Here is a 25,195-nt window from a genome sequence, read left to right on the forward strand (position 1 = left end):
CTAACTCTCTGACTACTTTTTGCTTAAAGCTAATACTATACCGGATCACCGTTTGGACATCTCTTGTCATGGTATTACAGATTTTTTTGTTCTTAAATCTGTCTACTTATGCTAGGACAAGACACAGCGAGCTACCTGTAACATGAAACCTAAAGCCTCCATCAGTATAGCCAAATAAAATTGCTAAAAAATTTTGTTATAACTAATTGAATTAGTAGTTTGCAGCTAAATTAATTAGTATGGCACAATCGCTTGCAGGTCAAAACCTCAAATATTTGCGCAAACTGCGCGGATGGACGCAGGAAGAATTTGCAAACAAACTCGGCATCAAACGCTCGCTGGTAGGCGCATACGAAGAGGAACGCGCAGATCCGCGTATTGATGTATTGGAAAAACTATGCGACATGTTCAAGCTTACGCTTGATGATTTGCTGCGCAGGGATCTGGCAGAAGTAAAAGGCAATTACCTTGCAAAACGCAGGCAGCAAAAATTAATGTCAGAAAATAATCTCATTCATTTTGTGCCGGTAAAAGCGGCGGCAGGTTACCTGGCTGGTTATGCTGATGCAGAATTTATTGACGAACTGAATACATTTACATTACCCATGTTAGCCGGTGGCAATTACCGTGCTTTTGAAATTGTGGGCGATAGTATGCTGCCAACCCCCAGCGGCTCCATAATAGTTGGTGAAAAAATAGAAAATCTTGACGATGCCAAAAGCAGCCAGGCATATATAGTGGTTTCAAGAAACGAGGGAATAGTATATAAAAGGCTGGAAAAAAACAACCGCAATAAAACAAAAGTTACGCTGGTGAGTGATAATCCATCTTACCAGCCATACCAAATGAACAGTGAGGATATTCTGGAATTATGGATGGCACAGATGGTAGTGAGTAAAGTTACCAGTCAGCAACGCTGGGATGTAAATCAACTGGCTTCACTGGTGAATAACCTGCAGGAGCAGGTAACAGTGCTGAAAAAGAAATATAATTAATAAGGGACGGGTTGGTAAATATCAGGCCTCATGGCGTAATGCTGTGAGGCTTTTTTTTGCTTGAAGTTCGTGGCTTATAGTTTATCGTTTGTTTAAAGTTTGATTTAACCATAAACTTCAAACCACAAACCACAAACTCTTAAAACCCTAAACAATATTATACTGTTCCAACCCGTATTGCTTCACAATATCCTCGGGCACACCTTTCCATACATTAGTAACATTACCTGCATAGCCAAGATCATTTATTCCCATTTCAGTAGTAAAAAATCCTGACGCGGTTAGGTCACGTATACGGTTAAAGAATGCAACCCCCTGCTCCATGCCGGGCTTTACATGTTCAGGATATGCAATATCATTTACTATTTCGAGGCGTTGCGCTTCAGCAGCATCTTTAAATGTATTACTATACCTGTTCAGACACTGCACATCAAGCCATCGTAAACCACCGCGCAGGGGCACTTGCAGGGAAGGCATATCTTTCGCCATAAACTCAATAAAATCCGGCACTTTGGCATCAGTAGCGCTGCCGGACTTATCATCCTTAGGAATAATAATATCTGTCAATATAGCGATGGTTGCCATTTCATGCTCCGTAAAAAATTTTTCAGACAGGAGTTTTTTATTACGCTCTATTTCAAATTTTTCACGCCCTGCTTCGGCATCCCCGGCTGCCGCAGTTTCAGCAGCGCCTGCGCTTTTTTTCTCTCCGGGCTTGCACGCATCAATAAATATGCTTGTAGCTACAGCTGTTAATCCAATCGCTTTTAATGAATCTCTTCTTTTCATGATTAAATGGATTAGATAAGATTAAACATTTTGTTTCTTTCTTTGTTCGAGTATATACTCCGCAGTGCGCCATGAGAGGGCGAGTATCGTCCATGTAGCGTTTTTATCACCCTGCTGCACAAACGGAGCCGCGTCTACCACAAACAAATTTTTACAATCATGCGCCTGGCACCAGCGGTTTACGGCCGATTTTTTAGGATCATCTCCCATTCGTATTGTTCCTACTTCATGTATAATACGTCCCGGCGCTTCAAGCCCGTAATTATCTTCAGGCCCATGTGGTGAAGAAGTAATGATTGCGCCCATTTCATGCAACAGCGACTGGAAAGTTTCCTGCATGTGCTTAGCCTGTTTAATTTCTTCGTCAGCCCATTTGTAATGAAAACGCAACACAGGGATGCCATATTTATCAACCACATTTGGATCTATTTCGCAATAGTTTTCTTTCTTAGCTATTGCGGTTCCGCGACCGGCCATGCCTACATTAGCACCGTAAAAACGACGGTAATCATCTTTTAAAGAAGCGCCAAAGCCTCCGGCTTTTTTTGTGCTGCCATCGCGGGCAGGCACTTTGGCATTATACCTGTGAATACCTCCGCCGAAACCGTAAGAAGGCATACGCATACCGCCACCATACTCAATGTGATAACCTCGTGGAAAATCAAGTTTTTTATTATCCAGCCACCAGGGAGAATAAATATGAATACTGCCTGTACCATCTTCGTTAAAACGCTTACGATCGAGCAACTGCGGAATAAAACCGCCCAGGCTTGAGCCAGTAGAATCGTGCAGGTATTTACCCACCACGCCGCTGCTGTTTGCCAAACCACCCGGATGCGCACTGGATTTTGAATTCAGCAATATACGGGCAGATTCACAGGCACTGGCACCAAGTATAACTGTTTTACAGCTTACCTGGTATTCCTGCATATCTTCCCTGTTTACGTAAGAAACACCTGTAGCAAGCCCGTTCTTATCTGTAATGATCTCCCTGACCATCGCGTTGGTAACCACGTCAAGATTACCGGATTTCATTGCAGGTATTACAAGGCATGATGAAGCAGAGAAATCTCCATATACTTTACAGCTTCTGCCGCATTGCCCGCAGTAAAAGCACGGCTGGCGATCTTTATTACCATCCAGCAACTCGGTAATAACAGAGCCACGGCCGGTGATTACTTTTACACCTGCTTTTGCAGCCGATTTTCTTATAAATAATTCAGGAAGCCTGGGTTTAGGCGGTTTCATAAAAATACCATCAGGCTCATTGGGCAGATTTTCTACGGTGCCATACAAACCAATCAGGCGATCTACCTTGTCATAATATGGTTTAATCTCATCATAAGTAAACGGCCAATCATCAGTCAACCCATCTTTACATTTAAAATCGTCGGGCCCCATACGGAGAGAAATCCTGCCCCAGTGATTGGTTTTCCCACCCAGCATTCTTGAACGGAACCAGTCGAACTGGGTGCCATCTTTACGGGTATAGGGCTCTCCGTCAATTTCCCAGCCGCCGTAGGCAGCGTCAAAATCACCGAAAGCGCGTACGGTTGATGCACCACGGCGCGGAGATTCCCAGGGCCACTTGAATTGATGTGAATCTTTCGCAGGATCGAAAAACGGACCAGCTTCAAGCATTAATACTTTTATTCCTGCATTGGCAAGTACATAACCGGCCATTCCACCGCCGGCGCCTGAACCTATCACTACAACATCGTGAACGGTTGAGGACTTTTTGATTTGAAATTTACCCATATGTATTAGAAGTGGATTGTTGGCAATCGTTTTATGATAGAGCAAAATTCAAGTTAGGTATACTTAAAAAAAAAACAAAAAATGGCTTTATATCATAAATTTATTAGTTGGTTGCCATAATGCAACCTTCGAGTTATTTCAGTTGTCAATTCTAGTAAATATCAATTATGCGACGGATATTTACTTTAATTCTAACTCTAATGTTCCTGTGTGCTTGTAACAAGTTAGCAGTTGAGCCTGATATTAAGTCAGTAGTGACGTCTGACACTGTTTTAGTTGACCTAACAATTTTATCGACTGTTACTCCATCTAATATTATTCAAGGACAAAATATCATATCAAATGTGCGGTGCTTTGGTTCCAATCTGTGTTATAACTTTGCTAAGTTCGAAGTATTAGAAACTAGTCCCAGACAATTTGAGATAAAAGCTAAATCGACTTATCCCACAGGAAGAGACATCGGTTGCTTTGATGCAATCTATTATAAAGACACCACATTTGAAATTAACACTCCAGCTAGTGGGCAATATGTATTAAAATTCCTGAACAACAATCAAATATTCAAAACAGATATAGTTCAGGTGGACTAATTTGGGTTTGCTGTTTAACTCCCGGCATTTATTTTTTTAAGTTTTTACCAGTAACCGGGTTAGCCGCCTCTTTTTGTATGGTTTCGCCGAAGGCGAAATTGAAAAAATGCGAAGCATATTTTTTCAAAAGACAAAAAGCAGCGGCGTTCCGGTTACGCAGCCCGCCGGCTGTAGGGGCAAAAAAGGGTCGTAAAATTTAATTATGCCGAAACAGCTGCATGGCTTTTGAAAAATTTGATTCAAAACCCTTGCAGCAATTTAATAACCAAAGCATGAATATACAATGATCTTTATCAGAATATCACCAAAATGGAGTTAAACAGCAAGGCCCTAATTACAGCAGCCAACAAAAGTATTACAGCAAGCGGGGCAAACTCAAGCCCAATCTGCTGTAGTTCGCTACTGTACCGCATCCCGGCGGACAAATCATCAATGTACAGGGTCCAGGTCTTTCTGCATCAGCTTACCCAATTTTTCCAGTTGTTTTGTAAAACTATCCATCATCCAATCTTCATGTTTTACAAGTTTAGCTGTGGCTGAAGCTTCTTCATATTGTTGCATTTCTTTTAAACCAAAATGAGCCTCTGCCTTATTAACAGCAATCCAGAATTTCTGGTCATCTATCATTTCCTGCTGCTCTTTGCTGATAGTTGCATTTGATATATTGACCTTAGCTTCCATCTTCTCCATTTTTTCTGTATCTCTCCTGCAAATATCCAGTACTTCCCTGCGTATCCTGTTTGCCCAAACCAGGTCGGCCATTTTTTCATTCTCATCTGTGGAAGGTGAAGTATCCGAACGAAGATGTAAAAGATACGCGAGGTTAATGCCATTATGCCTGTTGTGCAATAAATAATAACCACGCTGAAAAAAAAGAATGGCATTATCGAGATGTCCAGTACCCTGACCTTCTTCAAATAAATGTTTTTCAATAGAACCTGCCAGCGCTACGGTTTCAGGATCATTGGTTCTTGACAAATCAATTTTATCTAGTAAAGCCAATGCATTTTTTAGTGAGGCAACATAATCAGGCTGCCTTGCCTGGTAGGTTGTTAAGGCAAGCCTTTGTACCAGATAAGTATTGTTAGATGTTAGCTGGTGCGGGTCATTATTGGCATTGCATAAACCAAGAGCAGCTTCAAACAATGCTTTTGCGGCATCAAACTGTTTTTTCCGCAATGCTTCCTCCCCCTGCGATACCAGTATGGAAAGAGATTGATCCTGCGGCTTTCCGGAAGGAGCATCAGGGTCTGCTGCTGTTGTTAACACATTACCTATCTGCCCAACCACTTCTTTTGCTTTAGATCTTAACGAAGGCGGAATAAGCTCACTGATAAATGTATATACAGGACTATCCGGTGTTGGGGAATTCAGCACCGTATCAATTGTTTCACCAAGCAACTTCTGGAAACGCAATACTTCAAAATAATCTATACTATCGCCCAGGTGGGTATACCGGTTAATAACAATATGATTAACATCAAAAGGATATCCCAGCAATTCCTCAGAAACTATTATGGTCGTTTTGGGTTTTAGGGCATGACGTATACCCAGTTCATAAAATGCATTTACATTGGAAGTGGAAAGATCCGCTATTACAATATCTGCCGATAATAATTGCTGGTACATTTCCAGATCAACAGAGCCGGAGTGTTTAATTTCATCTGCCCGCACACAAATCATATTCCTGCTTTCAACCACAGGTTTAATGAGCGCCTGGTAAGATTTATCGAGGTTAAGTTTTCTTCCTGTTGCCAGGTCTGTTTTAATACCAAAGCCCATTACTACGAAACAACGTTTTTGCGCCATAAGGATATATTTTATAACTATAAATAAAACCTCAAAATAGCAAGGTGTTACCTAAGGTAATGCAAACAGGTGGTGGTAGATGAGGGTACAATGCAGGGATTAAATGACATTGGTAATTAAATGCCAGGTACAACTATAGCAGTGCTTATATATTATAAAGTTAGCGATTTTGTAATTTACTGGGGAAACAGGTTATATTTATTCATTATGAAGATTTGCTTTATAAACAGTGGAAATGCCTTTCTGCCGGAAATAGAGGCATATGTCTCCTTTTTTTCAGCATTTAAAAATGTAATTACAGAAGTAGTAACCAATCACACCTCAGCAACCGGTGCTGATGTTGAATGGTATTTTATGGGCACACAGCATAAAAGAAGTAAAACCATAACCATTCATGAATATGCATCTTCGTCTGTACCACCATTTGGCACTTTAAAAAACATGATAAAAAAGAGCATTAACTGCAAACCTGATTATCGCATATTTTTCAGTGAATATGTCGCTCAGCGATTTAACTTCAATGATAATATCCCTTTTGGATTCAGGGGACACGGAATATTTGAAGAGCCCCAATACAATACAAACATTCCAAAGAAATATGATTTTATTTATGTTGGAACTATAGAGAAAAAAAGAAAGCCTGATAGTCTTTTCAGGTGCTTTACTACAGGAAGTATGAAGCATAAAACACTCCTGGTACTAAGTAAAGAATATGATAAAATTGCCACGCGGCTAAAAGATTATGGTAATATTATTTTTATGGGACCGGTTGCTTACAGAAAAGTATATGAATATATACAGCAAAGCAGGTTTGCTATCAATTTTATGCCTGATATTTCACCATATAACAAGCAGGTTTCATCAAAGTTTATAGACTATATTGCATGTTGTGTACCTGTTATAAGCACCGACTATACGTGGGTAAGAGATTTTGAAGCAAAATATGGAGGAAGATATTTCTATCTTGATAAAAACCTGAACAATTTCACATGGGAAAATGTAAATAATTTCAGGTATTCGTTTCCTGAAATCCCGAATTTTTCGTGGAGCAACCAGATCATTGATTCAGGTATAATAAGGTTTTTACAACAAAAATTTCCTGGTTCATTTATATAGGCCGGGTAAAGCTTTGTTGAACAAATTGTTATCAACCCTGTAATTATTGAAACTGATTTTCCGGAATTATTTACGGCTGGCATCCAGCATAGCTGTATACAAATTCAGTTGGCCACTCCATATTTTTATATTGTCAAAATCAGAAGTTACAAATAATCTTCCATTTCTTCCATATATTTCGCGTAAATCCGGATTGTTAATCAGCTGCTCTATATTATTTACAAGAGCATCAACATTTCCTTTTTCAAACAATAAACCATTATACTCCATCTTTACAGCATCTTTGCAGCCAGGAATATCAGAAGCTACTACAGGGATTTCCATAGCGGCAGCTTCAAGCAGCACATTAGGTAATCCTTCACGAAAAGAAGGAAGCACAAGCACATCTGCCATAGCATAAACAGGCACTATATCCGAAACCTCTCCCATAAAAACAACTTTGGGATCTTTATTCAATTGCTCCATAAAACCCACAGAAAACGGGTTTTCCGGAATAACCGGCCCTGCAATCAACAGCCTGATATTATCATATTTTTTTACAAGCTGGTTAAATGCATTAAATAAAATATCTATTCCTTTATCTTTTGTAAGCCTGCCGATAAAACAAATCACAAAAGGATTATCATTTAAGCTGTATTTATTTTTTAATACTTGCGACATATTGATAACAGGAACAGTTTTTGAGAACTTCTGAAGATCAATACCATTGTTGCTGCCTTTCCCGATAATCAGCCCTTTGTCAGGCTTTAATATATTTCTTTGCTCTGCATGTATTTTTAATGAGGGACTAACCACTATTACCTTCTTTGCTATGCCGCACGAAATCCGTTCTGTAATGGTCATAATCGCTTTAAATAATCCTGATTTGCTATCTGATACCAACCCATGCAAGGTAAATATGCGATTGCTGTATCCTGCAAAATAGCAAGCAAGCATTATCAGAAATCCTGATTTAGGGTTACCAGCATTAATAATATCCGGCTTTTCTTTTTTTAAAATATTGATAATTTTAAACAGTTGGACCAGATCAGTAAAAGGGGTGATTTTTTTTGTAAAAGATATTGGGATCAGTTTTGCATTTTCGCCTTTTGCCAGCATTTCTATTTCCTTTCCGGGGCCGCTGACAATTATCACTTCGAACCCGTGCGCTACAAGGTAACTTACCTGCCCTCTGAGAAAATGTGCACAAAAGGAACTGGATACCCCTAATAATATCTTTGGCATATAAATAAAAGTACAGGTTACGTCTAAAACTTTTAAATTTAATGTAAAAGATTATAATATACAGTAAGTTTTGGGATTCGCCGGGTCAGTAAAGTATATTTCACGCAGCATATACAACAGGACGAAGCCTTCAAAGAAGCATTCGTGTAAAAGCTGCTGTGCTATAGATGTAGCGGGAAAATTGATCAGCCTATCTTATTATTTTAACCACCCAAAACTCACGTTAATATATTACATTAGCACATTATTTTCATATTCCTTAGAAACCAATACTTATATTACTTGCATATTATTCGTTATATTTTTTTAGTTCCTGTATTTTTTATTCTTGTTACACTGCTATTTGTTTGGGTTAACAGAAGGAGAAAGGCAATGCCGGTTGTTTGGCTTGCGCCCGCACTTATTGCCAAGGTTTTTGCGGGAATGTTGTATGGATATCTTTATGCGCATTATTTTCCTGTTAGCGATAGCTGGATGTATTTCAGAGAATCTCTCATTGATTATAAAATTCTGCTTAATAATCCAACCGAGTTTTTTTCTGTTCATGCCAATACCGGTAGTATTACCGATTTTTTTTCAAATGCTCCTGATGCTTTCTGGAGCAACGCCGGCGAAAACCTGCTTATTAAGCTGTTGGCAATTTTAAATGTTTTTACCGGAGGCAATTATTATTTAACCAGCATTCTTTTTAATTGTTTTACCTTCTGGGGCTTATATCTTTTCTATTCACTGGCGCATAAATATTTTCCTGGTAAAGGGTCACTGTTGATAATGTTCATCTTCTTTTTACCGTCATGTTTATTCTGGAACAGTGGGATGGATAAAGATGGGCTACTGATTTTTTTTGCAGGTACGTGTATGTTTTATTTCGACAAATGCATTACATTAAAAGGAGATGTAAGAAGCGGAGTAATATGCTTATTCAGTTTTGCAGGCTTATTACTGATGCGCAATCTTACAGCAATTACTTTTTTACCTGCTATACTTGCCTGGCTGCTCTCCTTCAGGAAAAGACGCAACGCATACCTTTACTTTGCCGGAGTATATGCAGTTTGTATTGTGCTTTTCTTTTGGTCTGCCAGGTTTCCGGATTCAGCCTATAATCTGCCGTTAAAGTTTGCAGAAAAACAACACCAGTTTCTTTCTCTTGAAGGCAAATCCAAACTGCAGCTTACCCCACTTGAGCCAACAGTTGCTAGTTATGTAAAAGTATTGCCGGAAGCATTGAATCATGTTTTCTGGAGGCCATATATCACTGAAATCAAAAGTCCATTTCATTTATTAAGTTTTGCGGAAAATCTTGCAGTGATCGTTATAATCGTTCTCGTAATCTGGATTACCCAAAAAAGAACTGCGTTAATACTGCATCAACCCTTTTCGATGTTTTTGCTAACGCTGGCACTTGTTAATTTGCTGAGTATCGGATACCTGGTTCCCTTTTCAGGAGCCATTATGCGGTATAAAGCATTTTATGTAGTATGTCTTTTACTGCCTTTTATCAATTGTATAAAAACTACTCCGGGTAAATCTGCAGAACTATACATTTAATTATATAGCATGTTATTTACATGTTAACTATTTTCAAGGAAAATTGCATTTTTCTTGAAAATAGTTATGTTTTTTTTGAGGTAATTTGATTTTTTATTTAAAAATGTAATAGGTTTGCAAATATTTTACTGATTTTAAGATTAGATCACCCATATTAAAATTTTATTAGATGGAATCACTTAGGTTTAATGCAATCAATCATTTATCCGGCCTGGGAAAAGAAATAATTGTTGAAGGTTCGGAGAAAATCACCAAAATTTTTGGGGAAAACGTCTTCACATTAAAAACTGCACGTGAATTTCTCAGCGATGAGGCCTACAAAAGCCTGGCGGCTTCTATCAAAAGCGGCAAAAAAATTGACCGCAATATGGGTAATCAAATCGGCGCAGGTTTAAGAAGCTGGGCAGAAGCAAAAGGAGTTACTCACTTTACACACTGGTTTCAGCCATTAACCGGCACTGCAGCAGAAAAACATGATTCTTTCTTTACATTAAAGGGCGACGGCACTCCTATTGAAGAATTTGACGGCGCAGCGCTTATTCAGCAGGAACCGGATGCATCTTCTTTTCCTTCAGGTGGTTTGAGAGCAACTTTTGAAGCAAGAGGCTATACTGCATGGGACCCTACTTCACCTATTTTTATTATGAGAATAGGTGATGCAAATACACTTTGTATTCCAACTATTTTTGTTTCATATACGGGTGAATCACTTGATACTAAAACGCCTTTACTCAGATCAATAGAAGCTTTGAATAAAGCCGCGGTTGATGTGTGTAACTATTTCGATAAAAATGTAACCAGGGTAATTGCTACCCTTGGCTGGGAACAGGAGTATTTTGTGGTTGATGCCGGTTTGGCAAATGCACGTCCTGACCTCGTAATGACTGGTCGTACTGTATTTGGTCATGCGCCTGCAAAAGGTCAGCAACTGGAAGATCATTACTTCGGTTCTATTCCTGAAAGAATATATGCTTTCATGAGAGATTTTGAAGAAGAATCTTATCGCCTGGGCATTCCTTTAAGAACACGCCACAATGAGGTTGCGCCTGCACAGTTTGAGTGTGCGCCAATTTTTGAAGAAGCAAATCTTGCAGTAGATCACAATATGCTTTTAATGGATGTAATGATTCGTGTGGCAAGGCGCCATAACCTGGCAGTGCTGCTGCATGAAAAACCATTTGCGGGTATAAATGGTAGTGGTAAGCACAACAACTGGAGTATGTCAACTGATACAGGTGTAAACCTGCTGGCTCCCGGTAAAACGCCTAAGACAAACCTGATGTTCCTTACATTTTTCGTGAACGTTATTAAAGCGGTTGATGATTATGCTGATCTTCTCCGTTCATCTATAGCTTCTGCAGGTAACGATCACCGCCTTGGCGCAAACGAAGCACCTCCGGCTATCATTTCTGTATTTATCGGTAAATACCTGAGTGAAATACTGAACGAAATAAAGACAAGAGTAGGCGACAACTTCACTGAACAGGATGAGATACTGCTGAAATTAGATATTCACAAAAACATACCTGAGCTGCTGCTCGACAATACAGACCGTAACCGTACGTCTCCTTTCGCGTTTACAGGTAACAAATTTGAGTTCCGTGCTGTAGGCTCTACTGCAAACTGTGGTATACCTATGACGGTTCTTAACGCGATTATGGCTGATACGCTTGTTAAATTCAAGAAAGAAGTTGATGCGTTAATTGAAAAAGGTGAGAAAAAAGAAATAGCTATCATGCACGTAATACGTGAATATATAGCAAGCTCTGAAAAGGTATTGTTTGAGGGAGATGGTTACAGTGATGAATGGCATCACGAAGCGGAAAGAAGAGGTTTGCCTAACGTTAGAACCACTCCGCTTGCACTGGATGCAATGGTAACAGACAAAGCTAAAACATTGTTTGAAGAATTAAGTATTTACAATCATTCTGAGCTGGAAGCACGCCATGAAATTGAGCTGGAAAAATATATAAAGAGAGTACAGATTGAAGCCCGTGTAATGGGTGAACTTTGCACCAGCCATATACTTCCAAGTTCAGTTAAATATCAGAATATTCTTATCAGTAATATTAAAGGATTGAAAGAATTGGGTTTACCTGAATCATCTTATGCAAACCAATTGCAGATACTGGAAAAAATATCTGAGCATATTGCAGCCGTTGCTGATGGCGTAGAAAAAATGATTGAAGCAAGAAAAGTGGTAAATAAAATAGATAACACCCGCACAAAAGCAATTGCATACCAGAGCCAGATCAAAGATACATTCTTTGATAAGATCCGCTACCATGTAGATAAACTCGAATTACTGGTTGATGATCAATACTGGTTGTTACCCAAGTATCGCGAAATGTTATTTTTAAGATAGTTGAAAAAGTTATAAAGCTGAAGGTGTAGGATAAAGGCATAACAGCCAGGAAACCTACACCTTCTTTCTTATATACTATCTTCCGTTAGCTCTAAGCACTGTTATTTCTTTCTTCACTTCATCATCGTAGGTTTTTTTAACGATGTAATGCCAGTCATTTTGGGGTACATCTACAAAAAACACATCATCTTTTTTGTGGTTTTTAACTGCTTCCTGGAATTCTTTCGGCATCATCTCCTCTCCAAAAAACCAGCCTGTATCTCCTTTGGTGGTATTGCCATCCATGGTATACTGGTCAGAAAGTTTATCAACCGATTCGCCGGCTGCTATTTTTTGTGTGATAACTTTTTTCAGGCTGTCAATTTCAGCAACCGATAAGGAACCTCCGTCAAGAAAAATATACTGGGCACGATAATTTACTGACTCTGTTCCATCAAGCACCAGATAGGTAACATAACCGACAGAAAATATATCGCCTTTCTTTTGCTTCAGCAATCTCTTGTCTATTAATGTTGAATCTTTGCCTAATGTAAGATGCAATAAAGTGGGTTTAAGCGGAGCATTGGCATCAATAAATTTTTGGGCATCCTGCTGTGTTTTTATTTTTTCAAATTGCTCCCTCACTGTAGGTTGGGCAAAAACAACAATCGAAAAACACAAGAGCAAAAAAGTAAAACCAGTTTTCATATTTGATTCTTTAAATAAAATTGAAACTAAAATAAATGATCGCCTTCCGGGTTTAGCAGCAAAAACAGGTTATGAAGATAATGTTTTATCTGTTTTGATTTAATAAGCTTCTGCCAATAAAATCTTAATTATAGCATGCAGTAACAGCGCAACAGCGATAAAATATTAATCCTGCTATATACCCATTATAATCAAAAAATCAGGACTCAAAGAAATGCCATGCGGAAGGACCGCGATCGGAGATTGGAGCAAATTCAGGCATCTCAATATTTATCTGTAACAGGTTGTTTTCTTTAACCTCCACTTTTTCTTTTATCACTTTTTTGTACCCTTCTTTTTCAAATATCAGCCTGTATGTGCCAGGTTTCAGCATTATAATAGTATAGCCTCCATTCACATCAGTAGTAACAACTTTTTCTTTTTTAGATTGACGGATAGCCGTAACATTCACATCTTTCAATGGCTTTTTGCTGTCCATATCAAGCACTACGCCGTTAACCTTATGTGCATCAACATTGTTTTTTTCAGGTGGATTGGTACATGCTTTTGCATCCGTACCCGCAACAGAAAACGCAAGCAACATTGCAACCCCTAAAATGAATGTTGATTTCATAATATTAAAAATATGTCTTTTTTTCAGTATCTGCAAGTGCTTCATTAAATTCTGTACAAAGGTTATGCATAATGATTGCGGCCGGCAGAATATCCCGTATCAATATGCTGGATTGCCCTATCTCCAGTTCCCCCTCTTCCATATCACCTTCAAACATTCCCTTTTTAGCCCGCCCCCTGCCCAAAATATCTTTTAATGTTGCTGCTGAAGCTCCGGCAGCTTCCGCACGGGCAATTGCTTCAAAAAATTTGTTTTTTATCAGTCGTACGGGTACAAGGCGCTTCATTGACAATTCAGTATCTCCTTCCGTTGCATTGATCACCGCTTTTTTAAAATTAAGGTGAGAAGACGCTTCTTCACTTGCCACAAAACGGCTGCCTACCTGTACTCCTTCTGCCCCTAATACCATAGCGGCAAGCATTTGCCTGCCTGTAGCTATTCCTCCTGCCGCTATTACAGGAATACTAACAGTCCTGCATACCGCAGGAACGAGCACCAACGTGGTTGTTTCTTCCCTCCCGTTATGCCCACCCGCTTCAAAACCTTCAGCCACCACGGCATCACAGCCAGCCTGCTCGGCTTTTTGGGCAAACCTGGAGCTGCTTACCACATGCACTACTTTTATATCATGCTGCTTTAAAACCGGCGTCCAGGTAGCAGGATTGCCGGCAGAAGTAAAAACAACCGGCACTTTTTCTTCAATAACAATGTCTATATGTTTATCAATGTCAGGATACAGCAATGGTATATTAACACCAAAGGTTTTGCCGGTAGCTGCTTTACATTTCCTGATATGTTCGCGCAATACATCCGGGTACATACTGCCACTTCCTATCAGTCCCAAACCTCCGGCATTGCTTACCGCCGAAGCCAGCCTCCAGCCACTTGCCCAAACCATTCCTGCCTGGATTATGGGAAGCTGAATATTAAAAAGTTGCGTAATGCGAGACAAGATTGGAAATTTGAAATTTGAGATTTTATATTACCCGAGATCTATCTGCGTATTGTCTCCGATATTCAGTGAACGTGTTTCTCCTTTAATTTCCGTATCGCTGCCAATCAATGAATCGTGCAGCACCACATCATATAGATTAGCAAAGGAACCTATTATAGAATCACGCACAATAGAATAAGTGATTTTAGCGTCCTCCCCTATTGCCACATTAGGGCCAATAATGGAATTACTGATCTCGCAACCTTTGGCAATGCTTACCGGCGGCACAATGATCACATTTTCAAATACGTGTTCAGGAGAAATTTTGCCTCCTAATTTTTTCATAAGTATAGCATTGCTGTCAAGCAATGTATCAATACGCCCGCAATCAAACCAGTTTTGCACCTTAAATGACTTAAACTGAACACCGCTTAAAATCATGCATTCAAGCGCATCTGTAAGATTATATTCATTCCTGGTTTTCTCCGCATCATGAATCATTTTTTCGAGACATGAAAAAAGAAAAGGTGTATCCTTTATTTTGTACAGCCCCACCAAAGCCATATTTGATTTTGGTATTTGTGGCTTTTCAACCACTTTGCTTATTGAACCATGCTCTCCCATTTCTGCCACACCAAAATTCCTGGGATCATCTACCTTCTTCACTCCAAGCATTGATTCACTGCTATACACTACCTCTTTTACATCATACTCGCAAATGGTGTCGCCCAAAGCAATGAAAACTTCATCAGATCCAACAATATCTTTTGTAAGATAAATAGCATGCCCCAACCCCTGCCTTTCATTCTGCAATACAAAATGACAGGTAAGATGCGGGTAATGCTCTTTTACATAATCCTGGATTTTATCGCCCAGGTAACCTATAATAAAAATAAACTCCTGTATGCCTGCCTCCGCCAATTGATCTACTATAATGCTCAAAACCGATTTTCCGGCAAGTGGTATCAATGCCTTGGGTTGAGTATAAGTATGTGGACGTAATTTGGTTCCTGCCCCTGCTACAGGTATAATAGCTTTCATGAATGCGCCGCGTTAATGCTTTAATAATGTGGAATGCCTTAAAATGTACAATGCTTTAAAACGTGAAAATAGTAAAATTCAAGAATGTTGCCCTATTTTTGCGCCATGCAAAAAGATACACAGGTATTTGACCTGATCAATAAAGAGCTGGAACGCCAGCGCAATGGTATTGAATTAATTGCTTCCGAAAACTTTACTTCGCTGCAGGTAATGCAGGCAATGGGCTCCGTACCTACCAATAAATACGCGGAAGGATATCCCGGCAAACGTTTTTACGGCGGGTGCGAAGTAATTGACGAGATTGAAACGCTTGCTATTGAGCGTTTAAAGAAAATATTTAATGCAAGCTGGGCTAATGTTCAGCCACATAGTGGCGCTCAGGCAAATACTGCCGTATTTTTAGCATGTTTAAAACCGGGCGATAAAATTCTTGGGCTTGATTTAAGCATGGGTGGCCACCTTACCCACGGAAGCCCGGCAAACTTCAGCGGTAAAAACTACCAGGCGCTGTTTTATGGTGTAAAAAAAGAAACCGGCACAGTAGATTATGACCACCTGGAAGCAACCGCACAAAAGGAAAAACCTAAAATGATCATCTGCGGCGCTTCTGCCTACAGCCGCGACTGGGATTATAAACGCATCAGGGAAGTTGCTGACAGCATCGGTGCTTTGGTCTTGGCTGATATTGCTCACCCGGCGGGTTTAATTGCAAAAGGATTGCTGAACGATCCTTTTGAATATTGCCATATTGTAAGTTCAACTACACATAAAACACTGCGCGGCCCCCGTGGCGGCATTATAATGATGCGTAATGATTTTGATAATCCTTTCGGCGTAAAAGATCCCAAAGGTAATATCCGGCCCATGAGTGCTTTGCTTGACCTTGCTGTATTTCCTGGAATGCAGGGTGGTCCGCTTGAGCATGTTATTGCTGCCAAAGCTGTGGCATTTGGTGAAATACTAACGGATGATTATACACGCTATGCACAGCAGATCATTCAAAACGCGCAGGCAATGGCCAAAGCTTTTGTAAGTAAAGGATATGATCTTATCAGTGGTGGTACAGATAACCACCTGATGCTGATAGATCTTCGCAATAAAAATCTTACCGGTAAAAAAGCGCAGGAAACATTAGACAAAGCGCATATTACATTAAATAAAAACGCGGTGCCTTTTGATGATAAAAGCCCATTCATTACCTCAGGTATAAGAGTTGGCGTACCGGCTATTACTACACGCGGGCTGAAGCAGGAACACATGCAAACTATTGTTGACATGATTGATACAGTATTAACCAATGCCGGCGATGATCAGAAAATCGGAGTAGTGAAAAATGATGTGCATGAGTTTATGAAAGATTTCCCGTTGTATCCTGAACTGGAGGTAAAAGAAACAGCAATGGCTTAATGTAAACCGGAAAGTTGTTATTCCTATTAATATTATAATCATCAATTATGCTACAGCGTATTCAAACAGTATGGCTTTTACTGGCTGGTGTTTTTTCTTTTTTAACTATAAAGTTTCCGATATATAACGGCACCAAACTTACTGATGGCATAAGTGAATACACCCCTTTAAGCGCCGGAAGCAATTTGCTTTTATTGATATTAACAGTAGCGCTTGGATTAATACCGCTCATTACCATTTTTTTATATAAAAACAGGAGCCTGCAAATAAAGCTTGCATTTGCAGCTTTGGGTATATATATCATCTGTTCTCTCTTTTATTTTAATACAATAAAGCATTTTACACAAGGCGCAACAAGTTTCTGGTCAGTATTCTATTTTATGATACCGGTGCTTTTGTTATTTGCGATAAGAGGTATATACAGAGATCAGAAACTGGTGAAGAGTATTGACAGACTTAGATAGCCAACTTTAACCGTATATAATATTTATGAATAAAGCGTGTACATAATGTATACGCTTTATTCATTTTACCTGTTTATTAAAGTATTTACAGAGAGGAAACTATGTATCTATTTACTGCAGCTAAGCGCAAACTATTAGCAACATAATGTGCATATTTTTAACATGCTGCAAATGCAATATTATTTCTTCAGGTCGTTAAAGATGGCAGGTGTATATTTTTAAATTTCCAAAATCCCCAACCATGAAATACAATAACCAACAACAACCGGTCATTGACATCAATACTATGCTGACCATTTTTATAGTGGGCATGATCGCTATTATTTTCCTGTTCACGAAATAAGTATCAGGTAACCATTAAGAAGTTAAGATGATTAAGGACAGATAGCTATATCATCTGTATTATAAAGAATTTTATATAGCTTCTTAATTCCGTATGGATAATACTATATAATCATTTGTGTACTTCCTGCATCTGTTTTACCCATTTATCATACATTTCCTTTGGCATTTCCCTGTAATGTAATTTTGCAAGGGTAATATAAGCAGCTTCCATTTCATCGTAAGCTTGTTTGGCTGTGACAGCATTTCCCTTTTTTTGTTTCAGGTAAACTTTTTTTAAAGTTTCAGCCTTTAAAAGAAGCGCCATAGGATTAGTGGCATGATATTGTAACACCAGATCACAGCACTTTAAAATAAAACCATCATAGTAATTCTTTGTTTCGTATTCGTACGCCTTTGCAAGGTCAAGTACGCACAAACCGATAGATTGCTGGTTGCTTAAAGTATCCATATATATATTGCTGCGTATGGCATCGGCAGAAATATAGCCGGAAGCCATTATCCATGCATCTGAAGGGAAGCTTCTGCTGGTTAATTCAGTATTATACCAGCCATATTGCTGGCTGAAATTTTTTATGTAGATATGATTGGGAGCAAGTGCCAGCCAGCATTTTGCGCCAATTCTATCGGCGATAATTTTGTATAAGTATGAAAGACTATGGCAATCACCTTTTTTAGAAGACAATAATTTGGTTACAAACATATCAGTCACGTTGCCACCTAAAATATTTTCGAAAGAATAGGAAAAAGGAACAAACTTGGTATTATAAATATTGTTTTGAAAGCTTATAGAAAGTGTGTCGAACAATGAATAATAAATAGATTGGTTCTTCAAGTAATTTACACTATCAGGTTGGCGGTATTTGTTAGTTCTTTGCCATTTATAATAATAATTCACAAAATCAACAAGGTTATCCAGTTTTTTTTCATAATCGTCATATGACTTGAATTCAGATTGACGTCCGCTTTCTACCAAGAAGACACTATGAGCTAAACTTTTATTATTGACAAGATTGCTTTCTAAAGATTTAAACGTTCGCGTATAAGATTGAGATATGCTATCATCTTTATGCGTCGCGTTAATCTGCGAGTAAGATGAACTATTAAAAAGGCATAGAACAATTAAAAACTTACAGTTGTTCATCAATTTAGTAATTAGCGATGTCGATAAAAATAGTATCCTTAAAGTAACACCTCTATCATAATGTATGCTTCCTCAGTTTTCCTATCATAAGAAATTAGAATTCTCCCATCCCATTTGTCTTTATAACAGCGAATAATTTTCCTTGGTCCTTTTTCCTTGTAAAAAGCAGCATATAGTATATCAGTATTTTGAGATGGATTCCACCATTTTAGGCTGGTAGCAAAGTCCTTACGACTCAAATAATCAAATCTTGTTTTAAATGACCATATATCATAAGGGAAAGCATGGACTGATACATTTTCCATGCACATTACTTTTTTGTAGTCTTGATCTCTATTGGTTAACTCGTTATTTCTAACGAAATTTTCCAATTCATTTAAACTGATTTTATATTTGCCGTAAACATTGTATGGTCTAAGATAGTCTGGCGAATATTCTGCCTTGAAGAAATTTTCTTCTATTACAGAATCTGAAAATTTAAAATTAATAAATGGCTCAATTAGGTGGGGGTTTCGTCTTTTGCATCCTTCACATAACCCTACTATAAATAGTAATACAAACGCTATCTGATAAATCTTTTTATTGTTTATTTTCACTGTTCGCTTTTTTTACCTCGCCCGTTACTTTACTTTTATCTGCCATTTTATTCATTATAACTTCTTCACTTTTTCCTTTAAAGTAATCAAAATAGTTAGAATTCTCTTGTTTAATATCAATCCACTCCGAAGTAATCTCAAACCCTTTTCCATTTAAATTTTTGTCGGCAAAATCAGTTTGCATATCCCCCCAATCATTCCTTTGCAAATCTCCTTCTTTTGTTTTTGTAGTTTTAAAATCATAGATATCGTAGTATTGCATTTGTCCTTCAAAAGAAAAATTATCGTCTTTATCTTTAGTGACCTTTCCTCTTAATCTAATTTGAAAACGCCCCAAAGTGCCTGCATTCATTGCTGCCCCTGTGATAGAATATCCTTCGGGAAGTTCCATGCTCTCGCCAGGTTTAATTGAATTTATAAAATCCGTAGCTTTCGCGTTATCATTCTCCGTTATTCCATGAAAGCCTGTATAGGCTACGTGCAAGTCTTGGGTTTCTTTTTGTGATAATCTATAGGGTGTTCCTTGCCCATTGGAATATAAATCAATAAATTTCTTCGGCAGATAATGCGAAAAAGTTGACTTAAAAACCTTTGTTTTGATTACGTCTGCATTTGCATTATATAATTTATTGCCTTGTTCATTAGGCATAGTAATAAAACCTTCGAGTCCATCTAAATCTATTGCTGCAATTGGACTGTTACTTGCATATTGATAAGGTGTGAGCATTGGGTATTTACCGGCAATAGGATCAACACTTAAAAACCTTTTTCCTGTCGTATTATCCAACCTTTTTTCAGCCTCATCCTCAGTCATCACTTTTACTACTTTCATAGTTCGGATATTCACCAGATTAGTACCAATCTGCTGCACATCCCCCTCATCAAAAAACTCATTGAATTGCCCTTTGGTAAGTGTAAGGATTTCTCCTTTCTTTCCTAATTCTTTATAAGGATTTTTGTCCTGTGCATGCGTTGCAAAGGTGGCTGTGCAGAATAGCAGCAGTGTGATAAAGATTTTCGGTTGCATATAGTTGAGATTAAGGTTTGATTTATTTTTTTGGTGTATTCTTAAAAGTTGGTTTTGTTTTTTTGAGCTTTTTCAATTCCTGCAAAAGTTTGTTATATTCCTGTTCTGCCTGCTGTTTTTGCGCTTCCTCTTCCATTGACTTTAACCAGCGCTGATATATTTCCGGCGGCATTTCCTGAAACCCTTTGTCATCTAATTTCTTATAAACATCCTGCATTTTATAGTATGCCTGCTCAATAGCCGGGTATTGTTTTATTTCACTGGGAGGGGGATAGCCTGATGCTCTGATTATATTATCAAGCGCTGATGTAGCGATTATTGCCTGTTCCAGCAATGCCACCATATTACCGGGGTCAATATCCTGTATCTTCTGTATAATGTCATTTATTACAGCATCATGCCCTAATTCCATTCTGTATTCCAAAAGCAGGTCACTTAAAATCTGTGCATATAATTGCCTGCTGGATAAAGTATCCAGATAGGTTTCATTAGCCAGTGCTGCAGCGCTAACAAAAGAAGATTGCATCATCCAGCTTTCTGTAACATGGTTGCCATTGGTGGTTTCGAAATTGTATCTTTTTCCGCTCCCATCAAAATGCTGGATAAAGGAATGATTGGGAGATAAAGAGAGATAGGCTTTACCTCCAAGCTGCTCAACAATACACAAATATAGCAAGGGCAAAGAATGGCATTGCCCCTTTCCAGTATTCACCAACTTGCCTACAAACATGTTCCGGTAATCATTATCACCCATATAATCATTAAAGTCATAGCTAAGTTTTGGCAGGATGTTGGTTTTCCCGGATTGTTTATCGTAATAAGTGTTGTCTTTTTTATACAGTTGTTGCACGCCGTAATTAATGGCAGTGTTGTTCTTCAGGCTTAAGCCTTCCCGCTGTAATAATTGTTTTACGGCTGTTACATACTTTTTTATCTTATTATCAAACTCTTCAAAAGAAGGAGGGTTATCATACCATGTGCTTTCTGTGAGGTAGACAGCTTTGGTTATAGAGAACTCATCCGGGTTCATTTGCATTAATTGGTCAAGATGCTGCTGATAAATGCCTGACCTGATTTTGTACATGTATTCCTGCTCTCTTCTATTTTCTCCCGGCAGGTAATTGTTAGGTGAACGCTGTAATTGTGCAGGATTTATTTCAGATTGTTGCCTTATGCGATTATTTTGTTGTTCATAAGGATCGTTTGGTAATATTGATTTTAGCCTTTGAGGTTGAAGCAAGGGTGATGATTGTTGGAATTGTGGGCTTTTACCCGGCTCTATTGGTTGAAATAGTTTGAATGTTGGTGCAGATGTTTGACTGAATAATGTGTATGAATAAAACAGGAGCAACAAAATAAAAAGCGACCTCCACGCTTTTACGCTTACACTCTCTAAAATTTTGGTTTGAGGATGAAGGGTATGCATGTTCATTGGTTTAAGCCACAGAAAATTAAATGTTAATTTCTGAATTACAGAATAATTTTTTGCAATACACATAATCGCTTATTGCCGCCCGGAATTTGCACTTATGGAAAAATTAAGCGATAAGTATATCTTTAATAAAACTTGACGATTGAATGTAATCTGCCTACAGGATGATGCATTTTACAGCCTTTTGGATGAGGTTGTAAACTGTGTGCTTGAAAAGCATGGGCGAAAGAAGGATAATATAACTATTAAGAATACAATATATTTTCATTTGATTGCTTCATGTATGCAATATCAAAGATGAAAACAAAACGGTTATCAATTTTTTAAATGCTACCTTGAAACATGGCTATTCTGTTCCTTTAATATCTCTTCATTTACCTGCCTGCCTTTTAATATTTTGAGATAACTGAGCGCAAGCCTGTTGCTATATTGTTCATACGACTTTTGAGCCCAGGCAATAGCACCACTTAAATCACCATTAATTTCACTGATGATCGCCATATTATAACATGCCCTGCCCGCTATTTTACCGTCAGCATTATTAATCTCCTGGTTCCAATGTACGGCAGCGCCATCCCAGTTGCCGGTTTGCGCTTTACGCTTTGCTATCTTGAAATTATCTGTACCCTTTACGTAATAGTCACGGGCTACCCTGAGCGAATATGGAAATATGCGCAGGGCATACTCATCTGCTGCCTGTCTTGCTGCCTGCTTAACCGCATCTTTACGGCTGGTAAGTGCTGCAGCAGCCGTAGCAGGGTTAATGCCTTTGCCGTAAAAATTCAGCGTTGTTTCATAAGGGTATTCATCCAGTATATCCCTGTGCGCAGGATCGTATAACCGCCAACCCATTTTAACATGTGTAACCATGTGAGCAGTATGCTCAGGCACTGACACCTTACCCAGGGGTGTATTTTTTGTAACAGGGTTTGTGGTATAAGATATTTTTGAATCCGTATCAAATAGTTCAAGTACAAATATGGCGTCCACCTGCAGTATATTGCAAAGCTTTGTTACATCGTCCCACAATATAGGAGAAGGGAATATACCAGGGCCCGCATTATTACGAACACGGTTTTCCTGCAGTATCACTTCGTTGAAACGGTCGTATTTTAAAAATGCTTCTCTTAAACCTGTTACACCTGAAGCCGATCCATCCTTATCAAGATCTTTTTCTTCCAGTGAAAATATTTTATCTACAACTTCGATCACTTCGTTCTGTTTACTGATTTCACTCCGGTTTATGATTGCTACTTTTTTTATACCGGCAGGAACCGTTACCGGCGCAGGCTGGGTAACAGTAAGCCTTAGCGAGTTGGTAGATGCACAGGAGCTGAATATAATGCTGGCTGAAATGATGAAAATATACTTCTTCATAAGAAATTGGAGTTTGAACAACAGTATATATAACGAAGTAAAACCAGATATAGTATGGTTTAAATCCCTATCAAACTTCAACAAAATGAATGCTTTGCAAAATTATACCACGAATGCATAAACGAATATTCGTGTGTTCCCTGTAATACCCTGTTAAGTATAGTAAATACAAAGTAAGGAACACGCATAGAACGGATGTATCGGATGTTCACGGCATGTATCCTTGTTGCTCAATAGTATCCATACTTTCCGCGTGCTATTCTTTACATACAATACATTTTACCCAAAATCTGAAATACTCCGGCTCCAAAGTCCAATTTATTCGATTATGCGCTAAATTTATCAGCTCGTGCATTGCCATAAATTAAAACACATGAAAAATTTGCTCTTTAACCGCCGCAGGTTTATAAAAGACAGTTCTACCATTGCTGCCGGCGCCGCTTTATTATCTTCCTTTCCTACAAGCTCTGCAGCTGCAAGCGGTAATGCTTCTAAAATCAAGTTTTCTGTGATCAATATCAATCACTCTCATATATACGGCATGGTTGACGCCGTAACCCGTGGCGGAGGTGAACTGGTTTCATTTTATGCGAAAGAACCTGATCTTGTACAGGCTTTTGCAAAAAAATACCCACAGGCTAAGCTTGCACGAAACCAAAAAGAAATTCTTGAAGATAAATCTGTACAGCTTATTCTGAGTTCAGGCATACCTGTTGAACGTGCACCTTTAGGCATTGAAGTAATGAAACATGGCAAAGATTATTTGGTTGATAAGCCAGGCATTACCTCTCTTGAGCAATTAGCAGAAGTGCGCCACGTGCAAAAAGAAACCCAACGCATATATACCATTATGTATAGTGAGCGCCTCGAAAACAAAGCAACGGTAAAAGCAGGAGAACTGGTTAAAGCAGGCGCCATTGGTAATGTGATACAAACCATTGGTATGGGTCCGCACCGCATGAATATCAAATCACGCCCGGAATGGTTTTTTGATAAAAAATATTTTGGCGGCATTATTACAGATATTGGCTCGCACCAGTTTGACCAGTTCCTTTTCTTCACAGGTTCCACTAAAGCCGATATTGTTTGCTCGCAGGTCGGAAATGTACATTATCCGCAATATCCCGGGTTTGAAGATTTTGGAGACGTAACAGTGAAAGGTGATAAAGGCACAGGATATATACGGGTAGATTGGTTTACACCTGACGGTTTAAAATCGTGGGGTGATGGAAGATTAACGATACTTGGCACAGATGGCTATATCGAATTACGCAAAAATATTGATATCGCCGGTCACGAAGGCGGCAACCATCTTTTCCTCGTAAATCAGAAAGAAACCATTTACATGGATTGCAATAAGGATCCTTTGCCTTTTGGTGAGCAGTTTGTAAATGATGTTATCAACCGTACCGAAACAGCTATGACGCAGGCGCATTGTTTTCTTGCAACTGAGTTGGCATTGAAAGCGCAGCAGCATGCGCAAAAACTGGAGTTTAAGAAATGATATTTCTCATATAAATGAGTGTAATTATTTCTTTTTGCTCTTGGCTTTTTTAGATAACAATGCTTTATCATTAAAATCCAGGCAAAGCTTTATCCAGTATTCGAATGCTTTTTGGGTTTTAAATCCATCCGGATTAATGTAGCAATAGCCGGCAAGTTCCCGGCCCTTCATGATCATTGGTTCATAGCCATTTTTTTCAGCAATTTCTTCCTGCAATTGCGGATCAAAGCGGCACATCAGGTTATCACCGCTAACGTTTATGCACATCTTGCCATTAACCATAAAGGCAAGGCCGCTGAACATTTTCTTTTCCTCAATTTTTATTTTAGGAACATTGCTGAGGTATAATCTTATCCTGTCAGCAAGTTTTGTATTATAAGCCATTGAATGATTGTTTCAAATAACCGTTACTAAAGTTACATATCAACCAGGA

The 25,195-nt window shown here is 38.7% G+C and carries 22 protein-coding genes; 8 read left to right on the forward strand and 14 right to left on the reverse strand.

The window, feature by feature from the left end; all coding sequences use genetic code 11:
* Positions 1 to 239 precede the first annotated feature (239 nt).
* Positions 240 to 995, forward strand: coding sequence for an XRE family transcriptional regulator (locus tag DC498_RS18680; RefSeq protein WP_116875679.1), 756 nt, complete (start codon positions 240 to 242; stop codon positions 993 to 995).
* A 147-nt stretch (positions 996 to 1,142) separates the two neighbouring features.
* Here the strand turns inward: DC498_RS18680 and DC498_RS18685 are convergent, their stop codons facing one another.
* Together DC498_RS18685 and DC498_RS18690 are read right to left on the reverse strand one after the other, a co-directional pair.
* Complete coding sequence (locus DC498_RS18685; RefSeq protein WP_116875680.1) at positions 1,143 to 1,784, reverse strand: gluconate 2-dehydrogenase subunit 3 family protein; 642 nt, start codon at positions 1,782 to 1,784, stop codon at positions 1,143 to 1,145.
* Positions 1,785 to 1,805: 21 nt separating this feature from the next.
* Positions 1,806 to 3,542, reverse strand: coding sequence for a GMC family oxidoreductase (locus DC498_RS18690; RefSeq protein WP_116875681.1), 1,737 nt, complete (start codon positions 3,540 to 3,542; stop codon positions 1,806 to 1,808).
* A gap of 167 nt (positions 3,543 to 3,709) precedes the next feature.
* On the opposite strand from DC498_RS18690, the gene DC498_RS18695 reads away from it, so the two are divergent.
* Positions 3,710 to 4,132 carry a hypothetical protein gene (locus DC498_RS18695; RefSeq protein WP_116875682.1) on the forward strand — a complete coding sequence of 141 codons (423 nt, stop codon included), beginning with the start codon at positions 3,710 to 3,712 and terminating at the stop codon, positions 4,130 to 4,132.
* Positions 4,133 to 4,561: 429 nt separating this feature from the next.
* Here DC498_RS18695 and DC498_RS18700 read toward each other — a convergent pair whose 3' ends face one another.
* A complete protein-coding gene (locus tag DC498_RS18700) occupies positions 4,562 to 5,941 on the reverse strand; it encodes a TRAFs-binding domain-containing protein (RefSeq protein ID WP_116875683.1) in 1,380 nt (459 codons plus the stop codon).
* Positions 5,942 to 6,148: 207 nt separating this feature from the next.
* On the opposite strand from DC498_RS18700, the gene DC498_RS18705 reads away from it, so the two are divergent.
* A complete protein-coding gene (locus DC498_RS18705) occupies positions 6,149 to 7,057 on the forward strand; it encodes a glycosyltransferase (protein WP_133176900.1) in 909 nt (302 codons plus the stop codon).
* Positions 7,058 to 7,123: 66 nt separating this feature from the next.
* On the opposite strand, the gene DC498_RS18710 is transcribed toward DC498_RS18705, so the two are convergent.
* Complete coding sequence (locus DC498_RS18710) at positions 7,124 to 8,281, reverse strand: glycosyltransferase family 4 protein (protein WP_116875685.1); 1,158 nt, start codon at positions 8,279 to 8,281, stop codon at positions 7,124 to 7,126.
* A 372-nt stretch (positions 8,282 to 8,653) separates the two neighbouring features.
* Between DC498_RS18710 and DC498_RS18715 the strand changes: the two genes are divergently transcribed.
* Together DC498_RS18715 and DC498_RS18720 are read left to right on the forward strand one after the other, a co-directional pair.
* Positions 8,654 to 9,829 (forward strand): hypothetical protein, encoded by a 1,176-nt coding sequence (locus DC498_RS18715; protein WP_133176901.1) that lies wholly within the window; start codon positions 8,654 to 8,656, stop codon positions 9,827 to 9,829.
* 169 nt (positions 9,830 to 9,998) lie between these two features.
* Entirely contained in the window at positions 9,999 to 12,194 is a 2,196-nt protein-coding gene (locus tag DC498_RS18720; protein WP_116875687.1) for a glutamine synthetase III family protein, read from the forward strand.
* Between the two features lie 75 nt (positions 12,195 to 12,269).
* Here the strand turns inward: DC498_RS18720 and DC498_RS18725 are convergent, their stop codons facing one another.
* The 4 genes from DC498_RS18725 to DC498_RS18740 all read right to left on the reverse strand — a co-directional run bounded on the left by DC498_RS18725 (position 12,270) and on the right by DC498_RS18740 (position 15,469).
* Complete coding sequence (locus tag DC498_RS18725) at positions 12,270 to 12,881, reverse strand: peptidylprolyl isomerase (RefSeq protein WP_116875688.1); 612 nt, start codon at positions 12,879 to 12,881, stop codon at positions 12,270 to 12,272.
* Between the two features lie 199 nt (positions 12,882 to 13,080).
* A complete protein-coding gene (locus DC498_RS18730) occupies positions 13,081 to 13,494 on the reverse strand; it encodes a carboxypeptidase-like regulatory domain-containing protein (protein WP_165813894.1) in 414 nt (137 codons plus the stop codon).
* 4 nt (positions 13,495 to 13,498) lie between these two features.
* Positions 13,499 to 14,446 (reverse strand): NAD(P)H-dependent flavin oxidoreductase, encoded by a 948-nt coding sequence (locus tag DC498_RS18735; RefSeq protein WP_206197696.1) that lies wholly within the window; start codon positions 14,444 to 14,446, stop codon positions 13,499 to 13,501.
* Positions 14,447 to 14,476: 30 nt separating this feature from the next.
* Positions 14,477 to 15,469 carry a sugar phosphate nucleotidyltransferase gene (locus DC498_RS18740; protein ID WP_116875691.1) on the reverse strand — a complete coding sequence of 331 codons (993 nt, stop codon included), beginning with the start codon at positions 15,467 to 15,469 and terminating at the stop codon, positions 14,477 to 14,479.
* 84 nt (positions 15,470 to 15,553) lie between these two features.
* Between DC498_RS18740 and glyA the strand changes: the two genes are divergently transcribed.
* Together glyA and DC498_RS18750 are read left to right on the forward strand one after the other, a co-directional pair.
* Positions 15,554 to 16,876, forward strand: coding sequence for a serine hydroxymethyltransferase (gene glyA / locus DC498_RS18745; RefSeq protein ID WP_441351064.1), 1,323 nt, complete (start codon positions 15,554 to 15,556; stop codon positions 16,874 to 16,876).
* Positions 16,877 to 16,923: 47 nt separating this feature from the next.
* Complete coding sequence (locus DC498_RS18750; RefSeq protein WP_116875692.1) at positions 16,924 to 17,340, forward strand: DUF4293 domain-containing protein; 417 nt, start codon at positions 16,924 to 16,926, stop codon at positions 17,338 to 17,340.
* Positions 17,341 to 17,794: 454 nt separating this feature from the next.
* Here the strand turns inward: DC498_RS18750 and DC498_RS18755 are convergent, their stop codons facing one another.
* The 5 genes from DC498_RS18755 to DC498_RS18775 form a co-directional block, all read right to left on the reverse strand.
* Positions 17,795 to 18,826, reverse strand: coding sequence for a hypothetical protein (locus DC498_RS18755; RefSeq protein WP_133176902.1), 1,032 nt, complete (start codon positions 18,824 to 18,826; stop codon positions 17,795 to 17,797).
* Between the two features lie 38 nt (positions 18,827 to 18,864).
* Positions 18,865 to 19,422, reverse strand: coding sequence for a hypothetical protein (locus DC498_RS18760; RefSeq protein ID WP_116875694.1), 558 nt, complete (start codon positions 19,420 to 19,422; stop codon positions 18,865 to 18,867).
* Positions 19,406 to 20,449: a hypothetical protein gene (locus DC498_RS18765; RefSeq protein WP_116875695.1), complete on the reverse strand. Its 1,044-nt coding sequence runs from the start codon at positions 20,447 to 20,449 to the stop codon at positions 19,406 to 19,408. The genes DC498_RS18760 and DC498_RS18765 overlap by 17 nt, the downstream gene beginning before the upstream one ends.
* Positions 20,450 to 20,471: 22 nt before the next feature.
* Positions 20,472 to 21,875, reverse strand: a complete 1,404-nt coding sequence (locus DC498_RS18770; RefSeq protein WP_133176903.1) for a hypothetical protein — start codon at positions 21,873 to 21,875, stop codon at positions 20,472 to 20,474.
* A 336-nt stretch (positions 21,876 to 22,211) separates the two neighbouring features.
* Complete coding sequence (locus DC498_RS18775) at positions 22,212 to 23,258, reverse strand: DUF6340 family protein (RefSeq protein ID WP_116875697.1); 1,047 nt, start codon at positions 23,256 to 23,258, stop codon at positions 22,212 to 22,214.
* A gap of 373 nt (positions 23,259 to 23,631) precedes the next feature.
* Here DC498_RS18775 and DC498_RS18780 point away from each other — a divergent pair, with 373 nt between their 5' ends.
* Positions 23,632 to 24,762 (forward strand): Gfo/Idh/MocA family protein, encoded by a 1,131-nt coding sequence (locus DC498_RS18780; RefSeq protein WP_116875698.1) that lies wholly within the window; start codon positions 23,632 to 23,634, stop codon positions 24,760 to 24,762.
* Between the two features lie 24 nt (positions 24,763 to 24,786).
* Here DC498_RS18780 and DC498_RS18785 read toward each other — a convergent pair whose 3' ends face one another.
* A complete protein-coding gene (locus DC498_RS18785; RefSeq protein ID WP_116875699.1) occupies positions 24,787 to 25,146 on the reverse strand; it encodes a TfoX/Sxy family protein in 360 nt (119 codons plus the stop codon).
* Between the last annotated feature and the right edge of the window lie 49 nt (positions 25,147 to 25,195).

The organism is Terrimonas sp., assembly GCF_003075435.1.
GTDB lineage: Bacteria > Bacteroidota > Bacteroidia > Chitinophagales > Chitinophagaceae > Agriterribacter.